This window comes from Leeuwenhoekiella polynyae (genome assembly GCF_004104075.1).
Classification (GTDB): domain Bacteria; phylum Bacteroidota; class Bacteroidia; order Flavobacteriales; family Flavobacteriaceae; genus Leeuwenhoekiella; species Leeuwenhoekiella polynyae.
This window is the reverse complement of record NZ_QOVK01000019.1, coordinates 1-23,585: the sequence shown is the minus strand read 5'-3', so window position 1 is coordinate 23,585 and position 23,585 is coordinate 1. Positions and strand designations below refer to the sequence as shown.

The window sequence follows — 23,585 nt, the reverse complement described above, 5'->3', positions numbered from 1 at the left end:
TATCTATGAAAAATATATTCACCCTAGCATTTTTAACACTGTTACTTGTTTCCTGTGGAGGCAAAGAAGAATCTGTTGATGCAATTATTGAAAAAGGAGATTTGAGTGCGATGCGCGCAAAAAAGACCGAATTACTTGCTCAACAAAATGAGTTGAAAGCTAATATTGACTCGCTTAATACAGCTATTGAGAAACAAGACGTTAAAAAGAAAGCTGCGCTGGTTACAACCACAACGCTTAAAGACACATTGTTCAAACATTATTTTGAAGTTCAGGGTAATGTGAATACAGACCAAAACATCATTTTATACGCTGAATATACCGGTGTACTCACACAAGTGTATGTAAAAGAAGGACAACGCGTTTCTAAAGGACAACGTTTAGCACGTATAGACGATGGTGGCTTGAGTAGTGAATTGGCACGCCAAGAGGCACAAGCTTCTTTAGCAAAAACGACCTACGAACGTCAAAAAAGACTTTGGGATCAACAAATAGGTTCAGAAATCAGCTATTTAGAAGCAAAATCTAATTATGATGCTATGCAAGCCGCAACAGATCAATTGCGCTCTAGAGTTTCTAAAACAGTAATTACTGCTCCGTTTGCTGGAGTTGTTGACAACACCTTAGCAGATCAGGGACAGGTTGTAAATGCGGGGCAGACCGGTGTTTTACGTCTGGTAAATCTTAGCGATATGTATGTGGAAGCTTCAATTCCGGAATCTTTTTTAGGTAAAGTTGAAGAAGGTACCGAAGTAAAAATCAGACTGGCTTCAATAGGCAAAACCTACGACGGAAAGATCAGACAGGTAGGAAACTTTGTGAGCCCAGATAACCGAACATTTGATGTGAAAATTTCAATACCAAATCCTGATAATGCGGTAAAGCCCAACCTGATTGCGACGGTTATGGTTAATGACTATTCTGTAGAAAGTGCCATAGTCATCCCAGAAAATGTAATTCAGCAAAATGCAATGGGTAACAGCATCACTTATGTATTTGATGAGCAGGCAGATGGTACTGCTGTTGCTAAACAGGTTCAGATAGAAGAAGGCTACAGTGATGATCAATATGTAGAAATCACATCTGGTCTTGAGCCCGGTGACCAACTTATAATAGAGGGTGTACGCTCGTTGAGAGATGGCCAGCATGTAGAACTAAAAGACAAATCTTCAAACAACCAGTAAGATGGCAAAAAACACCTATAAAGAATTTGGTATATCATCCTGGGCAATAGACAATAAGATGACGGTATATGTTATTACCGCAATCATCTTATTGAGCGGTCTTGCTGCCTATTACAGTATGCCTCGAGAAGCGTTCCCTGAGATTATAGAAACCAAGATTTATGTGAGTTCTGTAAACCCGGGTAACGCCGCAGAAGATGTAGAAAAATTCATCACAGAACCGCTTGAAGAAGAGTTTAATGATATTGCCGGTGTAAAAGAAATAACCTCTACTACCCTGCAGGATTACAGTATCATCATCGTCGAATTTGAAGAAGATGTTGATGTAAACGTTGCCAAAACCAAGGTTAAAGATAAAGTTGACCTTGTAAAAGCAGAGACTACCTGGCCTACCTTAGACAACGGCGCCAAGGTAGAACCTAATATATTTGATCTCAATATTTCTGAAGAGCAGCCTATTTTAAACATCAATCTTACGGGAGATTTTCAGGTGCAGCAATTAAAGGATTATGCAGAGCATCTTCAGGATAAGATCGAATTGCTTCCGCAGATTAAAGAAGCAACCATTCGTGGCGCAGAAGATCAGGAAGTTGAAGTAGCTGTTGACATTTATAAAATGACCGCTTCTAAAGTAAGCTTTGATAATATTTTAAATGCAATTAGATCAGAAAACAATACTATCTCTGCGGGTAACGTAATTTCAGACGGACTGCGTAAAAACATTAGGGTTCTGGGAGAAATTAAAAATCCCAGAGAGCTTAACAACATTGTGGTTAAGCGCGATGGCGGAAACATTTTCTTAAAAGATATTGCTACCGTTCGCTTTAAAGAAAAAGATGCAACCACTTTTGCTCGTGAATACGGTCAACCGGTTGTTATGCTTGATGTTAAAAAGCGTGCCGGTAAGAATATGATCGAGGCTGTAGAGTCTATCAAAAAAATCGTAGCAGAAGAAAGTGATACCTATTACCCGGAGTCTTTGCACATAAGTCTTACAAATGATCAGTCTATCAAAACTGAAAACCAGGTTGATGATCTGGTAAACAACATCATTTTTGGTGTGATCCTCGTGGTAGTGGTTCTGATGTTTTTCTTAGGTTTTAGAAACGCATTGTTTGTAGGTTTTGCGATTCCGCTTTCTATGTTTATGTCACTTACCATCCTTTCGGCATTAGGCTTTACATTAAATACCATGGTGCTTTTTGGTCTGGTTATGGGACTGGGTATGCTGGTGGATAACGGTATTGTGGTGGTAGAAAACGTATACTCCTTGATGGATCAGGGAATGTCGCGTATCAAAGCTGCAAAACAGGGTGTTGGTGAGATTGCCTGGCCTATTATCGCTTCTACGGCAACTACACTTGCAGCGTTTTTCCCCTTAGGGTTATGGCCGGGAACTATAGGTAAGTTTATGATTTACTTCCCCATCACTCTTTCTATTGTATTGAGTTCGTCGCTTTTTGTAGCCTTGATTATCAACTCGATGTTGACTTCTCGCTTTATGAAATTAGAAGAAGAAGAACTTACTAAGAAAAAGCTGGTACGCTACAGCCTGGTTTTAGCAGGTGTAGGAGTTATTTTATTGATTGCCGGTTTTGTTATGGACTCTGGTGGTTTCCGTGGAATAGGAAATCTGATGCTATTAGCTGCTATTTTGCTTTGGGCATACAAGTACTTCCTTGCCGGTGCTGTGCGCTACTTTCAGTTTAAATCCCTTAGAGACCTTGAGAATCTTTATGAGCGCTTCTTAAAATATGCGCTTCGCGGAAAGAAAGCTTACGTGTTTTTCTTCGGAACTTTTGCGATGTTGATCCTATCTTTTATTCTTATCGGGTTAGTTCAACCTAATGTGTTGTTTTTCCCCGAAAACGAACCGAATCAGATCATTACGTATATAGAATATCCTGAAGGAACAGCTATAGAAAAAACAAATGAGCTTACCAAAAAAGTTGAAGAACGCATTTTTGAAGCTATCAAAAAATATGAGGATAAAGACGGGTACAACTATATGGTTGAATCTGCTATTTCTCAGGTAGGTCAAGGTGCCGGTAACCCACAAACCGATGGTGGCCAGAGTAACGAAATGCCACATAAAGGTAAAGTTACACTCTCTATGCGTGATTTTAAATTGCGCCGTGGTGTCAAGAGTAGTACCGTTTTATCTGAAGTGCGCGATGCTGTTAAAGGCTTCCCGGGTGCATCCGTAACGGTTGAGAAAGATGCTGCAGGACCTCCGGTAGGATACCCTGTAAATATCGAAATCAGCGGTGAAGACTATGAAGAAATGCTTATAGCTGCAGAAAATATGCGCTCCTATATAGAAGATCTGGGCATTGGCGGTATCGAAGAATTGAAGCTTGATATAAACCGCTCTAAAGCAGAATTAGGCGTTACGGTTAACCGTGAGAAAGCAGGGCAATTAGGTATTTCCACAGTAGCTATTGGCCAAACATTAAGACGTTCTGTTTATGGGGAAGAAGCTTCAACCTATAAGGAAGGGGATGATGATTATGAAATCAATGTGCGTTTTAATAAAGAATACCGTTATGATGAGAATGCGTTGTTCAATCAGCCGGTAACCTTTAGAAACAATCAAGGTGAAATCATACAGGTTCCGATCTCTGCATTAGTTGACACTAAAGCTACTTCTGCTTTTAGCGCAATAAAACGTAAAGACCTCAAGCGGGTAATCACGTTGTATTCTAACGTATTACAAGGGTATAATGCTACTGAAATTGTAAACCAGCTCAAGCAAGAGCTTTCGGGTTATGATTTACCTACCGGTACTTCATTCAGTTTTACGGGTGAGCAAGAAGAACAAGCTGACAACATGAGCTTCTTATTGATGGCTTTAGGTATCGCGATGGGCTCAATTTTATTAATCCTGGTAGCTCAGTTTAACTCCCTTTCAAAACCGATTATCATCTTGATGGCAGTTATATTGAGTTTAGTAGGGGTATTCTTAGGTCTGATCATTTTTAATATGGACTTTGTAATCCTGATGACAATGATGGGTATTATTTCACTCGCAGGTATTGTTGTGAATAACGCCATCGTATTGATCGATTACACCCAGATTCTCATCGATCGTAAAAAAGAAGAATTGGGTTATGAAGAAGACGATTTATTAACTCGTGAAGAATACTTTAAACTTACGGTTGCCGGTGGTAAATCGCGTTTAAGACCGGTATTACTTACCGCAATCACAACCGTACTGGGTTTGATTCCGCTCGCGGTAGGTCTTAACATTGATTTCTTTGGTCTATTTACAGATTATGATCCCGGAATCTATATTGGTGGAGATAACGTGATCTTCTGGGGGCCACTGGCGTGGACGGTTATTTTTGGTTTGGTTTTCGCAACCTTCCTGACTTTAGTAATTGTACCGGTGATGTTCTACTTAACAAACCGAGCGAAAGTTAGATTCAACGATAAGAAAAAAGCACGTGAAGAGAAAAAGCAACAAGCAAAGCTTGAAGCGGCTAATAATAATACGAGTGAAAATTAATTTTAAGTTTTAGTTAGATTTGAAAAAGCAGGAGCTCTATGGCTTCTGCTTTTTTGTTTTCAGCAGGATTCAGAGCTATAGATTTAATGACTTTATACAAGATCAATCAACAATTTTAGGTAGAAAATTCAAATCTCAACGTTCAAGAAAAATAAACCTAAAAACAATAGGCTTTGACTTGCTTTAACTTCTTAAATTTGCACCTCAAATAATCAAGCATGTACAGAACGCACAATAACGGAGCTTTACGCGCCGAACATATAAATGAAACGGTAACGCTTGCCGGATGGGTACAAAAATCCCGTGATAAAGGCTTTATGATCTGGCTGGATTTACGCGATCGCTACGGCATCACCCAACTTATTTTTGACGAGGAGCGTACCCCTAAAGACGTGATGGATCTCGCTAAAACCTTAGGTCGTGAGTTTGTGATTCAGGTAACGGGTAAAGTGATTGAGCGTGAGTCTAAAAATGCGAAGATGGCTACGGGCGATGTTGAACTTTTGGTTGAAAAATTAGAAGTTTTAAACGAAGCAAAAACACCCCCATTTACGATTGAAGATACAACTGATGGCGGAGAAGATTTACGGATGAAATACCGCTATCTCGACATCCGTCGCAATCCGGTAAAAGAGAAACTCATCTTTAGACACAAAGTGAGTATCGCCGTGCGTAATTACTTATCTGAACAAGGCTTTATAGAGGTTGAAACGCCCTATTTGATCAAATCTACTCCGGAAGGTGCGCGCGATTTTGTCGTGCCCAGCCGTATGAATGAAGGGCAATTCTACGCCCTTCCGCAGTCACCACAAACCTTTAAACAATTGCTTATGGTAGGTGGTATGGATAAGTATTTTCAGATTGTAAAATGCTTTAGAGACGAAGACCTACGGGCAGACCGCCAGCCGGAATTCACACAGATTGACTGTGAGATGGCCTTTGTAGAACAAGAAGATATCCTGAATATTTTTGAAGGCTTAACCAAGCATCTTTTAAAAGAGGTCGTAGGTTTTGAGATCGAAAACTTCCCGAGAATGACTTATGATGAGGCGATGGCAAAATACGGTAACGATAAGCCGGACATTCGTTTTGGGATGGAGTTTTGCCCCCTAACCCCCAAAGGGGGAACTGACTTCGGCTTTGGGGTCTTTGACAATGCCGAATTAGTCAATGCCATAAACGTTGAAGGTTGTGCCGATTATTCGCGTAAGCAAATTGACGAACTCATCAACTGGGTCAAACGACCACAAATAGGTGCTACCGGGTTAATCTGGGTTAAATACAATAGTGATGGAAGCTTAAGTTCATCGGTTAATAAGTTTTTTGACGAAGAATACTTAAAACATTTCGCAGAAGCTACACAATCTAAACCGGGAGACCTCATCTTAATCATGGCTGGTGAAACCTATAAAACCCGTACGCAATTGAGCGCGCTACGAATGGAACTGGCTACCAGATTGGGTTTACGTAAATCAGATGAGTTTGCTCCGCTTTGGGTGGTAGATTTTCCACTCTTAGAATGGGACGAAGAGACTGAACGCTATCACGCGATGCACCATCCCTTCACCTCTCCCAAGCCCGGCCAAATGGAATTGCTGAACACCAATCCCGGTGACGTAAAAGCAAATGCTTACGACCTTGTTTTAAATGGAAACGAAATTGGCGGTGGGTCTATACGGATTCACGATAAAGAAACCCAGTCTAAAATGTTTGACTACCTCGGCTTTTCTAAAGAAGAAGCACAAGCACAGTTTGGCTTCTTGATGGACGCTTTTCAATACGGTGCACCACCTCACGGTGGTTTAGCGTTTGGTTTAGACAGACTGGTAGCCATTCTGGGTGGTCAAGAAACCATACGCGACTTTATTGCATTCCCTAAAAACAATGCCGGCCGTGATGTAATGATCGATGCCCCTGCAACAATTGATGCAGCTCAATTAGAAGAATTAAATTTGAAGGTAACAATATAAGTAAATCACTTATACTAATAAAAAATCAAAAGCTGCTAGAACATATCAGCTTTTGATTTTATTGAAATATTAAGACGACTATTCTTTATTTAGCGATCTTCTCTGAGGATCCGTCTTCATGTTTAAAAATATACATACCACTTGGAAGATTTTCGATTAAACTTTTTCTGTCTGATTCAGAATAAAGCTTTTTCTCTTCTATCAAATTACCTGAAAAATCAAATATATGTATAGTCTCGACCTTAAACTCAACTGTATCGGCAAATCCCTCACCTTGTACAAGGGACTTTTCTAACCGTGGTGATCTATATGAAGTGAACTGAACATTATTGATTGAAATTGTATTATCGCTAAAGTTTTCATCATTATATACTAGATCAATACTCAAGAACAAATAATAGTTGTTCAAAGGAACATTGGAAGGTATATCTACAGCTTGAATATCTTGAATGTTTGAAACGGTTCTTGATGCTCCAGGCTGAATATTATATAAAGTGATTGCATTTTCAGGTAATCTTGGATCTAACTCTCGATTAAGTTCATCATCAGTTGATAAATAAAGATTGATTGAAGTGTTAGGAGATATTTGCCCTCCAACATTTTTAACTGTAATATTTCTTAAATAAATACCTGAACTGTTGCCGATTTCGAAATAATCATTTGAAGTAAGATTATCCAATTTAATATAGCCTTTATTGGGTACATATACCTCAGTTTTATTTGTATCAAATTTTAAATCGTAAGTTGAGGGCAAAGGACAACCATTATTACTACTTGGTCCAGCTTGGTTAGGGCAATTATCTTGCGAGTCAGGGACACCATCTCCATCGGTGTCGCAAGAAATAGAAATAGGGCTATTGTTAAAGCTAGAACTAAAAACTTCATAATCTGGATCCCCTTTTGTATAACTCCGTAAATCCACATAATAATATTGAACCACACCATCCCCAATATCCAATCGGTAAACCTTATTCTTAATCAAAGGCTCTTCAATATATATATTTACCTTAAATTGTAAACCCGTAATGTTACCTGAGCATATTTTACTTTTAGCTGAAGTTATTGATCCTAAACGTATTAGTTTATGATACTTCCAAGATAGGCTTGAGCAAGATAAATTAACTTGTGTTATTGTTCCTGGACTAAAAACTTCATCACCAGAATCATTATTATCATCCCAAGCTAATATAACTTTATAATAAGTGAGGCCGTACCCCAAATCTGCCAAGTATACTTTACCCACTTCTAATTTTACTCCATTAAGATTAGTCCTCAAAGTTCCTAGATCAGAACCTGTACAATAATAGTGTGTCGCGTTTTCTAGATCAGAACCTAAATCTAAAAGTTTATGATATTTTAAATCCTGAGAATAAGTATAGATAGAAAAAAACATAATAAAGAAAAGCGTAAAAATTCTCATATTTTTATTTTTAAATGAGAACTAAAATATGACTAAAAAAAAATCCTAATATTAATTGTGCATCAATAAATCATTTCTACAAAATTAACAAAGACGAATTGAAACCGGCGAGTATTACTTTGACTCACCTCCAAGAAACAATATCAGAGCCAAAGATTTGTTGTAACAATAAAGTCTCCTTAACTTCACAAATAGTTCCTAATTTTCACCAATATTGTATGTTTTCTAATAAGTAGATAAAAGTTAATGGAATATCGGTTGTTTAATTTCAATACCTGGAAGGAAACCCAGTCTAAAATGTTTGACTATTTAGGCTTTACCAAAGAAGAGGCTCAGGCGCAGTTTGGCTTCCTGATGGATGCTTTTCAATACGGCGCTCCGCCACACGGAGGTTTGGCCTTTGGATTAGACAGGTTGGTTGCTATTCTCGGCGGACAAGAAACGATACGCGACTTCATCGCCTTCCCTAAAAACAATGCAGGGCGCGATGTGATGATCGACGCTCCGGCAAAAATTGATGAGGAGCAATTGAAAGAATTGAATCTAAAAATCACCTTGTAAGTGCACATCAAAGTGTTTTAAGGCTTAGAGAATTATATACATATAAGATCTCAACTATTTAAAGTAAACTACCTCAGGGCAAGCCGGTCTGCCGACAAAGGCAGGCCCATGAAACATTGCTTGGAAACGAATTTTCAATTTCTTCAAGGCAAGCCTTAGAATAGTAAACCCTTTGGCGGTGCCAATAAAAAAGAGGCTTTCTTAAGTTTAAGACAGCCTATTTTTTTATGCTACGTCAAGTTATTAGGGATAATTGTTGTGTTTAAGCAAAAATTGGAGTTAATCTGTACAGAATAGATGTGGCATTTTTCACTCCTCTAATCCTCCTAATCCTCCTAATCCTAAGCTATTCAACAATCCCTATAATTCCATACAAACATTATAGATAAGACAGGAATACATATAGGTAACCCAAAAGTCAGTCCACATTCCAACTATATTCACCCACAGATTTTGTGGTAAAGTGTGGTTGGAGTGTGGTTGCACTGTGGTATCAGTGTGGTATCATTATGCTTTTACCTGGAAAAAGTTAGCCTTCTTTTTAAAGTATGGAGTTTCTAACTCAGGCTAAATCACAACTCCACTAGTACACCTTATCAAAACCCAATGTACCACAGAAACCGTAGAGAAGTGTGCCCAGTGTAGTCTCTGTTTGAATTCGCTGTGAAATCATTCGCAGCAATCAAAATTCAACCCTAAAGTAGGGCAACTCCCAAGCAAAGGCATAGCAAAGCCTAGGATAGTGTATGAAGAGTGTATGAAAACCACTTTAAAAACGTATAAAATTAAGATTTTATTAACAATAGAGCTAATTGCTAAAATCTGTCCAAGAGGCTCTTAAACTTTAAAGAAATCCAGTTCTTTTTAATCAATCCTTCTAAATAAGACAGCTTATCTCGCTCCGCTTGAACAAGTCGCTCATATAATTTCTTATTTTCTTCGTAAGCTTCAACAAGTTTGTCTAAAGGATTGAATGTTGCATACATACCTTGATTGAAGCTATTACCTTGAGAAGCACTATTATCATTAAAATAATTGATGCCATTTTCCTCTGAAAAATTTTTAATAGTTTCCGAAGTAACACCAAGGACTTTCGCTACCTCTTCTAATTTTTTATTTTCTAAGGTTTCACTCTTTTCGATGTGGGACACACTTTGCTGGCTAATACCTAATTCTTCCGCCAGGGTTTCTTGCTTCACCTCGAAGCTCTCTGATACGCGCGATTTTACGTCCTATAGGATTGGTTTTAGTAACGCTCTAAACTAATACAATAAGATCACGCTTACATTTAAATAAAGCCTTCGCATAGCCTGTTCCTTGAATAGTCTTATCGGTTTAGTTATAATGTTGAACAAAAAAATAGCTAAATAAAAAAGGTCCGAACAATGTCCGGACCTTTCGTCTATAGCTAATTCAAATAAATTTATTCAACAGTCCATCCTGCTTTCCAAGTATCATAATCAGTACCGGTAGCATCACCTTCATTAGTAATGAAATCATTTTCAGTAAAAGTAAAACCTGTATCATTTTTCATTTTCACAGAAATGTCTTCAAAGTTTACAGTGTCTACAAATAATAATCCGTCTACAACACCTTGCCCTGTTGGACTATCTCCAGAATCACCATCTAAATCAAAAGCTTCCTCATACCCTTGAATGATAACATTGTTAAATTCACCTTGAGTACCTGCTCTTAAACGTACAGCTTCTGTATCTGTAGTATTACCTTGACCAATGATTAAAAGATTGTTAACCGTTGGAGCAGAGAAATAAAGTGGGTTAGAGTTATTTCCTATATCTGTATTGAATCCATCAGCTTCAATAGCTTTATCGTGCGACACACCATGCTTGATATAAACATTTGACAAGGTACCAGAATACCCTTCAGTCCAGTCTACAGAATCATCCTGAGCATTTACCACAGAAACATAGCTTGCGTTAACAGTACCACCAAAAAACTCAACCCCGTCATCTTTACCTTCAAATGCTTGGATGTGGTCTACCGTAGTACCATTACCTACACCGTAAAAAGAAAAACCATTGTTTTCAGATTGACCATCAGCTGCTCCTCCAGAGTACTCAACACGCACGTAACGAATAACTCCTGAGAAATCTGATACATCGCTACCCCCGTAAGGAAGACCCCCAATTTCTGAAGTTGAAGTTGCAGAACCACCAGCAGTAGAGTTTATAGGTGCACGTCCTAATAAGATAAGACCACCCCAGTCACCAGCCGCAGGAGAAGTAGAAGCAGAAGTAAGTACAATAGGACGTGTAGCAGTACCTTGCGCGTCAATCACAGCATCCTGTGAGATCGCTATATAAACGTTTGCTCCACTCGCTGCTTTTATAGTCATACCGGCAGGAATAGTCAATTTTGTATTAGGAGCCATTACCAGAGGTCCGGTTAAGGTATATGTATTATTGATATCGAGCGTTAAATCACTAGTCTTGGTACCCTCTAAATCAATCGCTTCACCGGTACTAGGCTCTTCAGGGGTTGAACCACCATTATTGTTTGTAACACTATTGTCTGTATTGTTAATTACAATCTCTGCAGTATCATCAGCTTCACAAGAGGCAAAAATAAGTGCCGCTGCGGTTAAGCCAGTAAGTAAATAATTTGTCTTCATTGCATTTAAAGTATTTAATTAATTGTCTATCGTTTTTATTAAAATTTGTATTTCACACTGATACCTGCGTTGATTCCTCTGCGGTATATTGATGTAGTATAATCTCCAAAAGAAGTACCTTCTCTTACGTATTCAATGTCTGGATCAAGTAAGTTTTTTGCGCTAGCATTTACTTCCCAGTTTTCTCCTATTTCATTACGCCATACAAAATCAAGTGTGCCGTATCCTTTCTCTACTATGTTTCCTAATTGACCAGAACCTAAAGCATCGATACGATCTGCAAAATAAGAGTACACTAAATTGGCTACAGGTCTGTAATTTTCAAATGACGTAGGACTGTAGCTAATGTCTGCATTAATAAGAAATGGAGATGCTCCTTGAAGCTCATCATCACGATCTAGTGTTGAAGAAAACAAACCGTTTGAACTTCTAAGATCTTGCTTAGTGTGCATATACGTACCGTTTACACCAGCAGAAACAACAGCATTATCATTAGCATCCTGCACAAGGTTCTTACGAACTTCTACTTCTATACCATAAACATTTGCTTTCTCACCAGTTCTAAAATAACGTCTGGTTCCTGTTGCGTCATTGGCAATAACAAGGTTTACAGGATTTCTAATTTCTTTTGCAAAACCAGCTATAGATAACAATTCTGATTTACCAAAAAACCACTCATACTTAAGGTCTAGATTATAAACATCAGATACTGCCGGGTCATTTAATAAATCTGGATTACCACCCACACGCTTCGTAACATCTTCATAAACAAATGGTGCTACCTCTTTAAATTCTGGGAAAGAGACTGTTTTTGAAAAAGAGAATCTTAAGTTAGAGTCATCATTAAGCGCATACCGTACGTTTAAACTAGGTAAATAGAAATTCTCATAACTTTCAGCATATCCTGAAGCATCAGGAGGAAGGTTAATAACGTCATAAGAAATTGATTGATTGAATGACTCTACTCTAAAGCCAGGTACAAATAGCCATTTTCCTGTTGTAATTTCAGCATTAACATAACCTGCGTGAATATCTAGATTACCAGTATACTTGTTTTCATCAAGACCTGGAAAATTACGGTTGTCAATTCCTAATTCAGGAGCAATTGATCTAAAAACAAACGTGTCATAAACACTACCTAGGTTAGGTACATTAAACACACTATCTAAATTATTAATATCAGTAACCGGAGTGTTTGGTTCTATTAAATCATAACCATACCTGATGTTTTTAAAGAAACGCTCTTTAGATCTACCGTTATAACCAAAATTTAATTTGAAATTATCTGAAACAGTATATTCAAGATTTAAACGACTATTAAGCTCTTCGTCTTCAATACTCTGAAAATACCGTTGATTATCAAAGTTTGTGTTGTTGTAGAAAGAAGGATTGGTGTCAGGATCGTTATCTAAAGCACGATCGTAATTTTCTAAAGCAAAACGTTTACGGTCTGGTTGATTAGAAAACACCTTATTATAACCTACACCCCAGGTTAGTTCTAATTTATCATCAAAAGTATGTAGGCCAGACAATTGATTTACAAAGATCATATCTTGATTAAACTGAATATTCTTAGTAAAAAAGCCTTTGTCTGTATTTAAAATAGCATCTCTATTTCTACCATTACCATCAATCCCGAAGTTTCCTACCTCATCAGATGAACTATTCAAGAATAAAGAGTTAAAGGTAATTTTATGACCAGAACTTAAGCTGTAAATAGCATTAAGCATCGCTGTTGTTGTTGTAGAATATTCAAACTCTTCTACATCATCATACACTTGCTTTTCTACGGTTGTAAAATCTGCAGCAGAACCTCTTCTGTATTCATAATCATTTGCAAAAGAAGCTGTAGCAAAAAGGCTCAATCTACCTCCTTCACCCATTTCAAAAGATTTTCCACCAGATATAGATCCGTTAATATTAATAGGCTCACCCCCATTAACCGGATCAACAGGGTGCGAAAGAATTACTGCGAATGGGTTATTATCATATCTGTTATAGAAACCAAAATAACCTGTACCTTCACTTCTAACAAAGTTTTTACCTATTGCTCTACTATTGATACTTGACCCTAGTTGAATATCTAAAAATCCTTTTCCTTTATAGTCTTTTGAAATAACGTCGATATTACTTGCAGCAAAATCTCCGTAGAATTTTGTAGAGTATGCTTTACTTACCGCAACGTTCTGTATGATATCAGAAGGAAATAAATCAAGATCCATATTCTTCTTTTCAATATCATTTGAAGGAAGCGTTAACCCGTTATAGGTCGTATTTAAATAACGGTCCCCTAAACCACGCACATATACATTACCTGTACCCCCAGATTGTTTAGAAACTCCAGAGATCTTTGCAATTGCTGCTGCTGCATCACTTACCCCTTTTCGAGCCAGTTCATCAGCACCTATACTTTGTTGAATGCTTACTGCTTTCTTTTGCTCTAATAATAGTGCAACTTCAGATTCTCTTGAGACTGTTGTGGTGATTACCACCTCATCAAGAGCTGCAGCGGTAGCACCAAGGCCTGTATTAACGGTGGTCACTTTACCAGCTTCTACAACTACATTTGGAATTTCAACCGTTTCATATCCTACAAAACTAAAAACCAAGGTATAAGTTCCTGCTTCAACATTGGCAATTTCATACAATCCATCAAAATCAGTGGTGGTTCCTTTGGTTGTATTTTTTATTTGAACAGTAGCAAAAGGTAATGGTTCATTGTTAACCTCTTTATCACTTAAAACTCCAACAACACTCCCTGTCCCTTGCGCCCAGACTGATGTTGAAAATATAATACCTATTAATAACAGATAAAATTGTCTCATTACTTGTTTTATTTTGTGCTGCAAAGATGTCGCGAAAGAACTGCTGGGTGGTTAATCCAATGTTATGAATTCGTAATGCCAGGGTTACATCATGGTTACCTTAATGTTAAGCGATTTGAGAGCCAACGCTAAATCATTAGATTAAAATTTGGCAATACTGTATCTTGCCGAAAATTGCCTATTATGATGAACTGGGAACATTTGCTCTCGCTAAAGAGACAGGGAGACACCGCAAAAAGACTGCGTATAGAACAGGACGACACCCGTCTTGGATTTGAAGTAGATTATGACCGGATTATATTTTCTACGCCCTTTAGAAGCCTCCAGGATAAAACGCAAGTCATCCCACTTTCTAAAACAGATTTTGTTCATACACGCTTAACACACAGTATGGAAGTTTCGGTTGTGGGACGTTCACTAGGTAGAATGGTGGGCAAACAACTCCTTGAAAAATACCCGCATCTGGAACAGGTTTACGGCTATCGCTTTAATGATTTTGGAGCTATTGTTGCCGCTGCGGCGCTGGCTCACGATATCGGTAACCCACCTTTTGGGCATTCGGGAGAGAAGGCGATTGGGGAGTTTTTCAAATCGGGTTATGGTAAACGTTATCAAGACCGCTTAACCGAAAAAGAATATCAGGACCTGATCAAGTTTGAAGGTAATGCTAATGGCTTTAAAGTACTCTCCCAAAGCAAACCGGGAGCTCAGGGTGGCTTGAGACTTTCGTATGCAACTCTGGGTGCTTTTATGAAATATCCAAAAGAGTCGCTTCCGTACAAACCCACAGATCATATTGCAGATAAAAAATACGGCTTCTTTCAGTCTGAAAAAGAGCTTTTTGCTGATGTTGCTCAAGAACTGGGCTTGTTGAACAGAAGCGAGACCGATGATTTAAGTTGGTCACGCCACCCGCTTGCTTATCTCGTTGAAGCGGCAGATGATATTTGCTACACCATTATTGATTTTGAAGACGGTATAAACCTGGGACTTATCCCTGAAGAGTATGCGTTGGAGTATATGGTAAAACTCGTTGGCAACACCATAGACCGTAACAAATACAATGCCTTGCAGGAAACTTCAGATCGAGTGAGCTACTTACGCGCACTTGCGATAGGCACCCTGATTACTGAAAGCGTGGAGACCTTTATGAAGTATGAAGAAGAGATTCTCGCCGGCACCTTCAATCAGTCTTTAATAGACAAAAGCAGTTACCAGGCACAAATCACCGATATCATCAACCTCAGCATCGACCGCATCTACAACAGCCGCGAAGTGATCGAAAAGGAAATCGCCGGATATGAAATCTTATCCACACTTCTTGAAGCACGTTGCAAGGCACTAGACAATACAGACACGCATTACAACCAACTCATTCAGCAGCTTCTGGCTCCGGTAAATAAATCTGAAAATACGTTGTATGAAAACCTCATTCAGATTTGTGCCGAAGTATCAACAATGACAGACGGTAAAGCCTTACGCAATTACAAAAAAATAAAAGGATTGGACATTAAGTAAATTACCTTGGGGCATTTAAAGAAAACAGTTTTTGACTTCGAGACAAGTCTCTGAGCATGTAAAGCTCGATTATCGAATAACTAATCCAGAAGCGACTGAATATTTTCTTTTAAACTTTCAAAATCCAGACCTAAAGCCTGTTGCAATTCTTCCGTGGTACCCTGTTCTATAAACTGATCAGGTATTCCGAAGATTTCCAACTTGCCTGTATAGCTTTGACGTGCAGCTTCTTCGGCAATAGCGCTCCCAAAACCACCGGATTGTACCCCGTCTTCTAAGGTTATGATTGTGTTATACTTTTTAAAAACCCGCTTGAGCATCACAAAATCTAGCGGCTTTACAAAACCAAAATAATACACAGAGACGTTCCCCTTAAATACCGCTGCAAGTTGCAGGGCTGTTTCAGTAAAATTACCGGTAGCTAAAATGGCGAGTTGAGAGCCTTTAATCAAGTGCTCAGCTTTTCCGAGTTCCAGTTGCTCAAAAGGATTCTGCCAGTCCAATTCCAATCCGCGCCCTCTGGGATACCGAATTGCAATGGGTGACTCGAGACCCAATTGCGCCGTATACATAATATTCCGTAAGCTTGCTTCATTCCGCGGAGCGAAAATTATAAGATTGGGAATACAGCGTAAATACGCCAGATCAAAGACGCCATGATGCGTTGCACCATCGGCACCTACTAATCCCGCCCGATCCACACAGAAAATAACCGGAAGCTTTTGCAAAGCCACATCGTGAATCAATTGATCGTAAGCGCGTTGCAAAAACGTAGAATAGATTGCGCAAAACACAACACCTCCTGAGGCGGCTATCCCGGCTGATAAGGTCACTGCGTGTTGCTCTGCAATCCCCACATCAAAAGCACGCTCTGGAAATTGCTGCATCATATATTTTAAAGAACTACCCGTTGGCATTGCCGGAGTAATCCCAATAATTTGCTTGTTCTTTTTTGCCAGTTCAACTAACGTCAAACCAAAAACATCCTGATACTTGGGTGGCTGCGGATGGGTATTCTTAGGTTTCAACTCCCCTGTTAGGGCATCAAACTTTCCAGGGGCATGGTACACAACCTGATCAGCTTCGGCTTGCTTAAGCCCTTTTCCTTTTGTAGTAATTACATGCAAAAACTTAGGCCCCTTTATTTTTTTAAGCGTCTTGAAGATCTCAAGCAACTTCTCCAGATCGTGCCCGTCTACAGGACCAAAATAATTAAAGTTCAAAGCCTCAAATATATTCTCTTGTCGCTGACTGCCCGTTTTTACATTCGTGAGGTAATTCTTAAGTGCCCCCACACTGGGGTCGATCCCAATAGCATTATCATTAAGAATCACCAGCAAATTCGCATCACTATCCCCCGCGTGATTCAAAGCCTCAAAAGCCATCCCGCTGGCAATAGAAGCGTCTCCTATTACAGCGATGTGATGGCGTGCTGTATTCCCTTGAATTTTTGAAGCAATCGCCATACCCAGCGCTGCAGAGATTGAAGTACTCGAGTGCCCGGTACCAAAAGCATCGTATACACTTTCCTGCATTTTGGGGAAACCACTCAAACCGTTAAACTCGCGGTTGGTCTCAAAATTATCCCGCCTTCCGGTAATGATTTTATGGCCGTATGCCTGATGCCCCACATCCCAGATCAATTTATCATCGGGAGTACTAAAAGCATAATGCAAAGCCAGCGTAAGCTCAACAACTCCCAGACTGGCACCCAGATGTCCTTCTTTAGTTGCCACAATATCAATGATAAAACGACGCAATTCTACAGCGATTACGCTCAACTGTTCAACAGAAAGTTCACGTAAATCAGCCGGATCATCTATCGTTTCTAAAAGCGGATAACTCATAAAACAAAGGTAGCCGAACTTACAGAAATAATAAGTTGGTCTTTTAAAAATGATACTGCAAAAAACTTTTTATCTTCATCACTTAAAAGCAAGACTATGGCTCTGATAGAACCCTTTGATGATGCGTATTTTATGAAAAAAGCACTGCTGGAAGCGGAGACCGCTTTTGATCTGGGAGAAATCCCCGTGGGAGCTGTTATCACCGTCAACAATACCATAATAGCCCGTGCGCACAACCTTACGGAACGCCTTAATGATGTAACGGCGCACGCAGAAATGCAAGCCATCACGGCGGCGGCTAATTATTTAGGCGGGAAATACCTAAAAGATTGCACCTTGTATGTCACGCTAGAACCTTGTCAAATGTGTGGAGGGGCTTTGTATTGGAGTCAGCTTTCACGCATGGTATATGCAGCAGCTGACCCCAATAGAGGGTACAAAAATCTGGGAACCCAACTGCACCCTAAAACCCAGGTCACAAGCGGTATTCTGGAAGCGGATGCCAGTGCTTTACTGAAACGCTTTTTTATACAACGCCGTAACCTGAATTAAAACCTTCGTATGAAAAACACCATCGCAGAACGTGTTGCCGATTTTTTAAAACGGTACCCTCCTTTTCAGTTTTTAGAACCGGATAGCTTGTTACAGATAGCCGGACAGGTTCAGGTGCTTTATTTTGAGAAAGACAAACCCATTTTTAAAGAAAAAGACACCAATCATACCATGTTCTATGTGGTAAAAGATGGTGCAGTTCGCTTGTTTAGAACCGTAGATAACGAACCTAAGATTGCAGATATCTGTGATGAAGGAGACCTTTTTGGACTGCGCCCGTTGATCACAAAAGAAGACTACGAACTTTCTGCTTCTGCAAATGAAGAGTCCATTCTCTATGGAATTCCCATAGACCTGTTTTTACCCATCGCATTAGAGCATAAAGAGGTGAGTAATTTTCTCATCGCCACCTTTGCTTCTAATGTGAGCGACCCCTACTCGCTGGAAGAAAGCGGTAAATTGTTTACGGAATATTCGGTGGAGCGTAATAGTGAGATTTTTGATCTTCAAAAAGCACGCTATTCTAAAAACATTCTCACGTGTAGTCCAGATACGACAATACAAGTTGCTGCAAAAAAGATGAGCCACCGCAATGTGGGTTCGATCGTAGTAATTGACGCTGAAAAGCCCGTAGGTATCATTACAAACCGAGACTTCCGGGACCGTATCGCTACAGGAGCACACAGCATTACAGATCCTGTAACCAAAATTATGAGTACTCCGGTACGCTGTTTTCAGAAAGATCCTACCGTTGCGCAGGCACAATTGATCATGCTTAAAAATGAAGTCAATCACCTGTGTATCACCGAAGATGGAACGCCAGATTCTAAACTACTCGGTTTGATCACCGAACACGACATCATGGTTTCTTTTGCAAATAACCCGGTCGTACTGTTAAAAGAAGTAAAGCTCGCAAAACGTACTAAAAGATTGCGTGATGTACGCTTGAAGGTATCCCGATTACTAAAAAAGTATTTAGATCAAAACCTTCCGTTATCGCAAATTCTCAATATTCTTAACGAGATCAATTATGCGATTGCAGTACGCGCTTTAGAGCTTTCTCTCAAGAAGATGGAAACCCCGCCTCCGTGTAAATTCGCCTGGTTGGCGTTGGGAAGTCAGGGGCGAAAAGAACAGTTATTGTTTACCGATCAAGATAATGCAATCGTTTTTGATAACGTACCGGAAGAAGAATACGAAGCCACCCAAGCCTATTTCATCAAGTTAGCCCGTATCGCCACGCGTGCGATGCATAAAGTGGGCTATGCCTATTGCCCGGCAGATATGATGGCGAGCAATCCCAGATGGTGCCAGTCGCTCTCCGAATGGAAAAAACAATACGATATCTGGATTACAGATCCTTCCCCGGAAACCCAATTGCTATCTGCTATTTTCTTTGATTACAGTTATGTATTTGGTGATACCCAACTGGTAACCAACCTGTCAGACAACATTCTACTTACCTTAGATAAAAACCCCATGTTTTACCGGGTAATGGCAAAAGATGCCATCCGCAGTCCGTCTCCGCTTGGGTTTTTTAGGCAGTTCTTAGTTGAGGAAAGCGGGGATCACAAAGACTTTTTTGATGTAAAAGCCCGTGCGTTGATGCCGTTAATTGATGCCGCCCGTGTCTTGAGCCTCAACCACAAGTTACGCAACATCAACAATACCGCAGGTCGGTTTGAGCGCCTTGCCGAACTCGAAGCTAATAATAAAGAGATCTACGAGAACTGCTCCTATGCCTTTAAAGCCTTACTGAAATTCAGAACCAAACAAGGGATTCTGCATGATGATTCCGGGAGGTTTATAGAACTCGCAACCTTAAGCAAAGCCGAAAAACTCAAATTGAAGCGCTGTTTCAAATCCATTCATGATATCCAGGAGTTGCTCACGCTTCGCTATAATCTCAAGTAATTATGTACATCCCCTTTTTCAGCAAAAAGCAAGATCCGCCAGAATTCTATAAAGCATATGCTGCACAATTTTCGAAGACAAATACCGCAGACTTTGATACCGCGCGGTTTATAATCTTTGATACCGAAACCACAGGGACCAATGCCCGGGAAGACCGGATGTTGAGCATTGGTGCATTAGCGTTGACCGGCAACCAGATCAATCTTGCCAGTAGTTTTGAACTCTATGTGAAACAAGATATGTTTAGCGAAGAAGCCGCTGCTATACACGGAATCTTAAGAGAAAACAGAAAATACAAGAAGGTAACTGAAGAAGAAGCTGTAAAAGCGTTTTTAAAATTTATAGGTACCGATATTTTAGTAGGCCATCACGTGGGTTTTGATGTAGGCATTATCAATTATGCCCTCAAGCGGCTAGGAGCACCTAAACTAAAGAATAAATTTACAGATACCGGCGTCCTTTACAAACGCACGGTTCATCTGGTAAACATCACAAATCCAGATAAAGTATACACGCTGGACGATTTGTGTGAAGAACTCAATATTTCGCGTACTGACCGGCATAAAGCAATGGGAGATGCCTACATTACTGCTTTAGCATTTTTAAAAATTCTATCCCGACTGAAGGGAAACAAGAAATTAAAATTGAAGAATATCCTTCTTAATTGAAACGAATCGCGCTAGTAGATTGTTTAGAAAGACTTGTAAAATTATCGATCAATGTATACTGATAAAGCTGAGACTCAAGCAATAATTTTTTAATCTTGGCTGCATAGGGAGTTTTCTCGTCTGTGATCAGCTTTTGTAAGTGGGATTCAAAAGTAGCATACAAAAGCTCTATCATTCGGGTTTTCGTGTTTGAATCTTTATAATGCTGTAAAAACTTTTTACAGCAAGATAAGAATAACTGCGGATGATGGATCAAGGTATCAATAACCGTATTGAGATAATGCAACACCGCCTCGCCTTCTTGCTCTTCAACCTGAAGTTCAGCGTGCTCTGACGAAAGATTATCTTTAAAAAGCCACAGGTTGTTTTTGATAAAATCGGTATGATTGCGGGTGCTTTTGTAATAGACATCAAGACCCAATGCCGTAGTCATCACAAATACATTCTGACCAATTGTATTGATAAGAAATCGTTTGAAACTTTTCTCAGCAGCAGCATACAGCACAGGAGTTCGCTTAAAACCACTGTTTCTAAATCTTACCGAATACAATTCTTCTACTACTTCAGGGTGTAGCATGCTTTAAAATATTTTCTATTTGAGAGAGCCCCTGCATCCGGGCGTGATCTTCTGCAATAAGATCTCTGGAATCTTTAAGCAAAGGATCTGCTCCTTTTTCAAGCAACAATTCTACCAGTTCTTTTTGATTAAAGGTAGCTGCATAAATAAGCGCAGTCGCACCATTAAAATTTTGCACATTCACATCTGCTCCTTTATTGATCAAAAGTCTGGCCACCTCAACATATCCCTTAAAGCAAACTCCCATCAATGCGGTGTTTCCGGATGCATCCTTAGCATTTATATCGGCACCACTGTCTATAATAAGTTCACTTACGTCAATAAACCCATAATAGCTCGATAAAAGCAAAGGGGTTGACCCGCGTTGATCTTTAGTATTGATGAGTTGAGGGTTTTCAGACAATAATTCTTTAATCGTGGTTGTATCTTCAGAACGTATCGCATTAAATAAAGAATCCTGTTTCATATTGTTAAAATAATATATTTTTTTCAAAAAAATACGTGGTAAATTCACAATATTTCACCACGCCGTGATTAATTTTCATCGATTAAGTCTTCTCGAAGCTTATCCAGTTACGTTACTTAAGCACTAATAGTCCTACTAGTTCTTTAAGCTCTTGGATACAATCACCAACTGCTAATTTAGTATCGATCATAGAATGATTGCTTCCCTACCTATCAAAGTTAGCTATAGATTCTTCTGATTTTGTTAGAAAATGATTAAAAGATTAGATTTATACATCAACAGAAACTATTAGCTTTTTATTTTTACTACTAAACCTATTGTATGAACTATTTCCGGTTACTGCTTCTTTCCGTTATTTGGTGTTGCAGCTGGCTTTCTTTTGAAGTGGCTGCTCAGGAAGTTTATTTCCCTGCATTTGGAGCCCGGTGGGAAACGCCTACCAAAACTGACAACGCCTTTTCTGAAGAGTCTTTACAAAAAGCTGTTGATTTTGCATTAGCGCATGAATATTCAGGATCCCGTGATTTGAGACAGGCCATTCTAAAAGGCTTTGAACGCGAACCTTATCACGAAATTCTGGGACCGACAAAAAAACGTGGCGGTCCTGCCGGAATGATTCTTAAAAACGGCTATCTCGTGACCAGCTGGGGAGATACCCAACGGGTGGATATAACCTTTAGTGTTACCAAAAGCTTCCTCTCTACGACCGCAGGTCTTGCGGTAGCTGCAGGCATCATCCCTGATGTGAATGATCCCGTTAGTCGTACCATCTGGGACGGAACTTTTGAAGGAGACCACAACAGCAAAATAACCTGGAAACACCTACTGGAACAGAATTCTGACTGGAGTGGCCAACTCTGGGGCGGTAAGGACTGGGCAGATCGCCCGCCACGCGAAGGTAATATTGACGCCTGGAAAAACCGCGAACTGCAAGAGCCCGGAACTTTCTTTGAATACAACGATGTGCGGGTCAACGTTCTTGCCTATGCACTTACACAAACCTGGCGCAAACCGCTTCCTCAGGTTTTAAAAGAACAGATTATGGACCCCATAGGCGCTTCTACCACATGGCGGTGGTTTGGTTATGACCAAGCTTGGACGACTATAGACGGACTACACATGCAGTCCGTAACAGGTGGTGGTCACTCCGGCGGCGGGATGTTTATCAGTGCAGAAGACATGGCGCGTTTTGGATTGCTGTTTCTCAATAACGGTATTTGGAACGGCAAACGCTTGCTATCCGAAAATTGGGTCAACGCGGTGCAACAACCGTCTGCACCAAATCCCAATTACGGATATATGTGGTGGCTGAATCAACCCGGACCCCGACATTGGGAGAACCTACCGGAACATTTGTATTATGCTGCAGGCTTTGGCGGAAATTTTATTGTTATTGATCAAGAGAACGACTTGGTACTTGTTTTACGCTGGTTAGAGCCCGGTCAAATTGAGGCGTTTTTAGAGTTGGTTTATGGGGTGAAGTGATCTGAAGACAGTAGATCTTAGAAGTAAGACAAGAGATAATAGAAGAAAGAGGTTTTTAACCACCGTCCTCGCGCTGCCGGTGCCAATGCATATTGGGAATTGTATTGGGTGTGGGTTGAATCTTAAGCTTAAAGATTTTTCTCTTTAGAATAGCATGATTTTATTTTCAATTAATGTTCTGTTCATTTTTTCCATCGATGAAAAAACGAACCAAAAAAATCTAGGCTTACATGAGCTTCTCTAAATTTATTGCTCACTGCACTGCATGCGCTTAACTCGGGCGGCACACCACCCTCAAACAGAACCGCCTGCTACGTTCCGCTCCCTGCAAATTTTACGAGAACCTCATGATAGGCCGGTACTGACGTGGCTATTTCGGAGTAATGGTGCCAGCTGTTTCGGTCAAACAGTGCCACTTTAAAAGATACTGCAATTATATATAAAATTAATGTTACTCG

Annotated in this window: 14 protein-coding genes and 2 pseudogenes; 9 read left to right on the top strand and 7 right to left on the bottom strand. The window is 39.7% G+C overall.

The window, feature by feature from the left end; genetic code table 11:
• The first annotated feature begins 5 nt into the window (after nucleotides 1-5).
• From DSM02_RS15865 to aspS, 3 genes are all read left to right on the top strand, one after another.
• Nucleotides 6-1,184, top strand: coding sequence for an efflux RND transporter periplasmic adaptor subunit (locus DSM02_RS15865; protein WP_128766539.1), 1,179 nt, complete (start codon nucleotides 6-8; stop codon nucleotides 1,182-1,184).
• A gap of 1 nt (nucleotide 1,185) precedes the next feature.
• Nucleotides 1,186-4,692, top strand: coding sequence for an efflux RND transporter permease subunit (locus DSM02_RS15860; RefSeq protein ID WP_128766538.1), 3,507 nt, complete (start codon nucleotides 1,186-1,188; stop codon nucleotides 4,690-4,692).
• Nucleotides 4,693-4,910: 218 nt separating this feature from the next.
• A complete protein-coding gene (aspS, locus tag DSM02_RS15855) occupies nucleotides 4,911-6,662 on the top strand; it encodes an aspartate--tRNA ligase (protein WP_128766537.1) in 1,752 nt (583 codons plus the stop codon).
• Nucleotides 6,663-6,747: 85 nt separating this feature from the next.
• Here aspS and DSM02_RS15850 read toward each other — a convergent pair whose 3' ends face one another.
• The gene (locus DSM02_RS15850) at nucleotides 6,748-8,082 is read right to left on the bottom strand and encodes a thrombospondin type 3 repeat-containing protein (protein WP_128766536.1); all 1,335 of its coding nucleotides are present in this window, start codon (nucleotides 8,080-8,082) and stop codon (nucleotides 6,748-6,750) included.
• Nucleotides 8,083-8,361: 279 nt separating this feature from the next.
• Here DSM02_RS15850 and DSM02_RS15845 point away from each other — a divergent pair.
• A pseudogene (locus DSM02_RS15845) lies at nucleotides 8,362-8,643 on the top strand (amino acid--tRNA ligase-related protein); the annotation flags it as partial.
• A gap of 815 nt (nucleotides 8,644-9,458) precedes the next feature.
• Here DSM02_RS15845 and DSM02_RS15840 read toward each other — a convergent pair.
• From DSM02_RS15840 to DSM02_RS15830, 3 genes and pseudogenes are all read right to left on the bottom strand, one after another.
• A pseudogene (locus DSM02_RS15840) lies at nucleotides 9,459-9,879 on the bottom strand (helix-turn-helix transcriptional regulator).
• A 187-nt stretch (nucleotides 9,880-10,066) separates the two neighbouring features.
• Nucleotides 10,067-11,275 carry a multidrug transporter gene (locus DSM02_RS15835; RefSeq protein ID WP_128766535.1) on the bottom strand — a complete coding sequence of 403 codons (1,209 nt, stop codon included), beginning with the start codon at nucleotides 11,273-11,275 and terminating at the stop codon, nucleotides 10,067-10,069.
• A gap of 38 nt (nucleotides 11,276-11,313) precedes the next feature.
• On the bottom strand, nucleotides 11,314-14,100 hold the full coding sequence (locus DSM02_RS15830) for a TonB-dependent receptor (protein ID WP_128766534.1): 2,787 nt from the start codon (nucleotides 14,098-14,100) through the stop codon (nucleotides 11,314-11,316).
• A gap of 186 nt (nucleotides 14,101-14,286) precedes the next feature.
• On the opposite strand from DSM02_RS15830, the gene DSM02_RS15825 reads away from it, so the two are divergent.
• Nucleotides 14,287-15,618, top strand: a complete 1,332-nt coding sequence (locus tag DSM02_RS15825) for a deoxyguanosinetriphosphate triphosphohydrolase (protein ID WP_164918329.1) — start codon at nucleotides 14,287-14,289, stop codon at nucleotides 15,616-15,618.
• 80 nt (nucleotides 15,619-15,698) lie between these two features.
• On the opposite strand, the gene dxs is transcribed toward DSM02_RS15825, so the two are convergent.
• Nucleotides 15,699-17,465: a 1-deoxy-D-xylulose-5-phosphate synthase gene (gene dxs, locus DSM02_RS15820; RefSeq protein ID WP_128766532.1), complete on the bottom strand. Its 1,767-nt coding sequence runs from the start codon at nucleotides 17,463-17,465 to the stop codon at nucleotides 15,699-15,701.
• A gap of 102 nt (nucleotides 17,466-17,567) precedes the next feature.
• Here dxs and DSM02_RS15815 point away from each other — a divergent pair, with 102 nt between their 5' ends.
• From DSM02_RS15815 to DSM02_RS15805, 3 genes are read left to right on the top strand one after another with little or no spacing between them, the layout of a single operon-like run.
• Nucleotides 17,568-18,017: a nucleoside deaminase gene (locus DSM02_RS15815; protein ID WP_128766584.1), complete on the top strand. Its 450-nt coding sequence runs from the start codon at nucleotides 17,568-17,570 to the stop codon at nucleotides 18,015-18,017.
• A gap of 9 nt (nucleotides 18,018-18,026) precedes the next feature.
• Nucleotides 18,027-19,931, top strand: coding sequence for a DUF294 nucleotidyltransferase-like domain-containing protein (locus tag DSM02_RS15810; protein ID WP_128766531.1), 1,905 nt, complete (start codon nucleotides 18,027-18,029; stop codon nucleotides 19,929-19,931).
• A gap of 2 nt (nucleotides 19,932-19,933) precedes the next feature.
• Nucleotides 19,934-20,599, top strand: a complete 666-nt coding sequence (locus DSM02_RS15805; protein ID WP_128766530.1) for a 3'-5' exonuclease — start codon at nucleotides 19,934-19,936, stop codon at nucleotides 20,597-20,599.
• Here DSM02_RS15805 and DSM02_RS15800 read toward each other — a convergent pair.
• Both DSM02_RS15800 and DSM02_RS15795 read right to left on the bottom strand, forming a co-directional pair.
• Nucleotides 20,592-21,176, bottom strand: coding sequence for a hypothetical protein (locus DSM02_RS15800; protein ID WP_128766529.1), 585 nt, complete (start codon nucleotides 21,174-21,176; stop codon nucleotides 20,592-20,594). The two genes, DSM02_RS15805 and DSM02_RS15800, sit on opposite strands and share 8 nt — an antisense overlap.
• Entirely contained in the window at nucleotides 21,163-21,642 is a 480-nt protein-coding gene (locus DSM02_RS15795) for an ankyrin repeat domain-containing protein (protein WP_128766528.1), read from the bottom strand. Before DSM02_RS15795 ends, DSM02_RS15800 begins: the two co-directional genes overlap by 14 nt.
• 321 nt (nucleotides 21,643-21,963) lie before the next feature.
• Between DSM02_RS15795 and DSM02_RS15790 the strand changes: the two genes are divergently transcribed.
• Nucleotides 21,964-23,127, top strand: coding sequence for a serine hydrolase domain-containing protein (locus DSM02_RS15790; RefSeq protein WP_128766527.1), 1,164 nt, complete (start codon nucleotides 21,964-21,966; stop codon nucleotides 23,125-23,127).
• Nucleotides 23,128-23,585: the final 458 nt, after the last annotated feature.

What these genes read in the sequence shown, in the direction of transcription:
- DSM02_RS15865 (WP_128766539.1), top strand. Translation starts at nt 6, where the DNA reads ATGAAAAATATATTCACCCTAGCATTTTTAACACTGTTACTTGTTTCC.
- DSM02_RS15860 (WP_128766538.1), top strand. Translation starts at nt 1,186, where the DNA reads ATGGCAAAAAACACCTATAAAGAATTTGGTATATCATCCTGGGCAATA.
- aspS (WP_128766537.1), top strand. Translation starts at nt 4,911, where the DNA reads ATGTACAGAACGCACAATAACGGAGCTTTACGCGCCGAACATATAAAT.
- DSM02_RS15850 (WP_128766536.1), bottom strand. Translation starts at nt 8,082, where the DNA reads ATGAGAATTTTTACGCTTTTCTTTATTATGTTTTTTTCTATCTATACT.
- DSM02_RS15835 (WP_128766535.1), bottom strand. Translation starts at nt 11,275, where the DNA reads ATGAAGACAAATTATTTACTTACTGGCTTAACCGCAGCGGCACTTATT.
- DSM02_RS15830 (WP_128766534.1), bottom strand. Translation starts at nt 14,100, where the DNA reads ATGAGACAATTTTATCTGTTATTAATAGGTATTATATTTTCAACATCA.
- DSM02_RS15825 (WP_164918329.1), top strand. Translation starts at nt 14,287, where the DNA reads ATGAACTGGGAACATTTGCTCTCGCTAAAGAGACAGGGAGACACCGCA.
- dxs (WP_128766532.1), bottom strand. Translation starts at nt 17,465, where the DNA reads ATGAGTTATCCGCTTTTAGAAACGATAGATGATCCGGCTGATTTACGT.
- DSM02_RS15810 (WP_128766531.1), top strand. Translation starts at nt 18,027, where the DNA reads ATGAAAAACACCATCGCAGAACGTGTTGCCGATTTTTTAAAACGGTAC.
- DSM02_RS15805 (WP_128766530.1), top strand. Translation starts at nt 19,934, where the DNA reads ATGTACATCCCCTTTTTCAGCAAAAAGCAAGATCCGCCAGAATTCTAT.
- DSM02_RS15800 (WP_128766529.1), bottom strand. Translation starts at nt 21,176, where the DNA reads ATGCTACACCCTGAAGTAGTAGAAGAATTGTATTCGGTAAGATTTAGA.
- DSM02_RS15795 (WP_128766528.1), bottom strand. Translation starts at nt 21,642, where the DNA reads ATGAAACAGGATTCTTTATTTAATGCGATACGTTCTGAAGATACAACC.
- DSM02_RS15790 (WP_128766527.1), top strand. Translation starts at nt 21,964, where the DNA reads ATGAACTATTTCCGGTTACTGCTTCTTTCCGTTATTTGGTGTTGCAGC.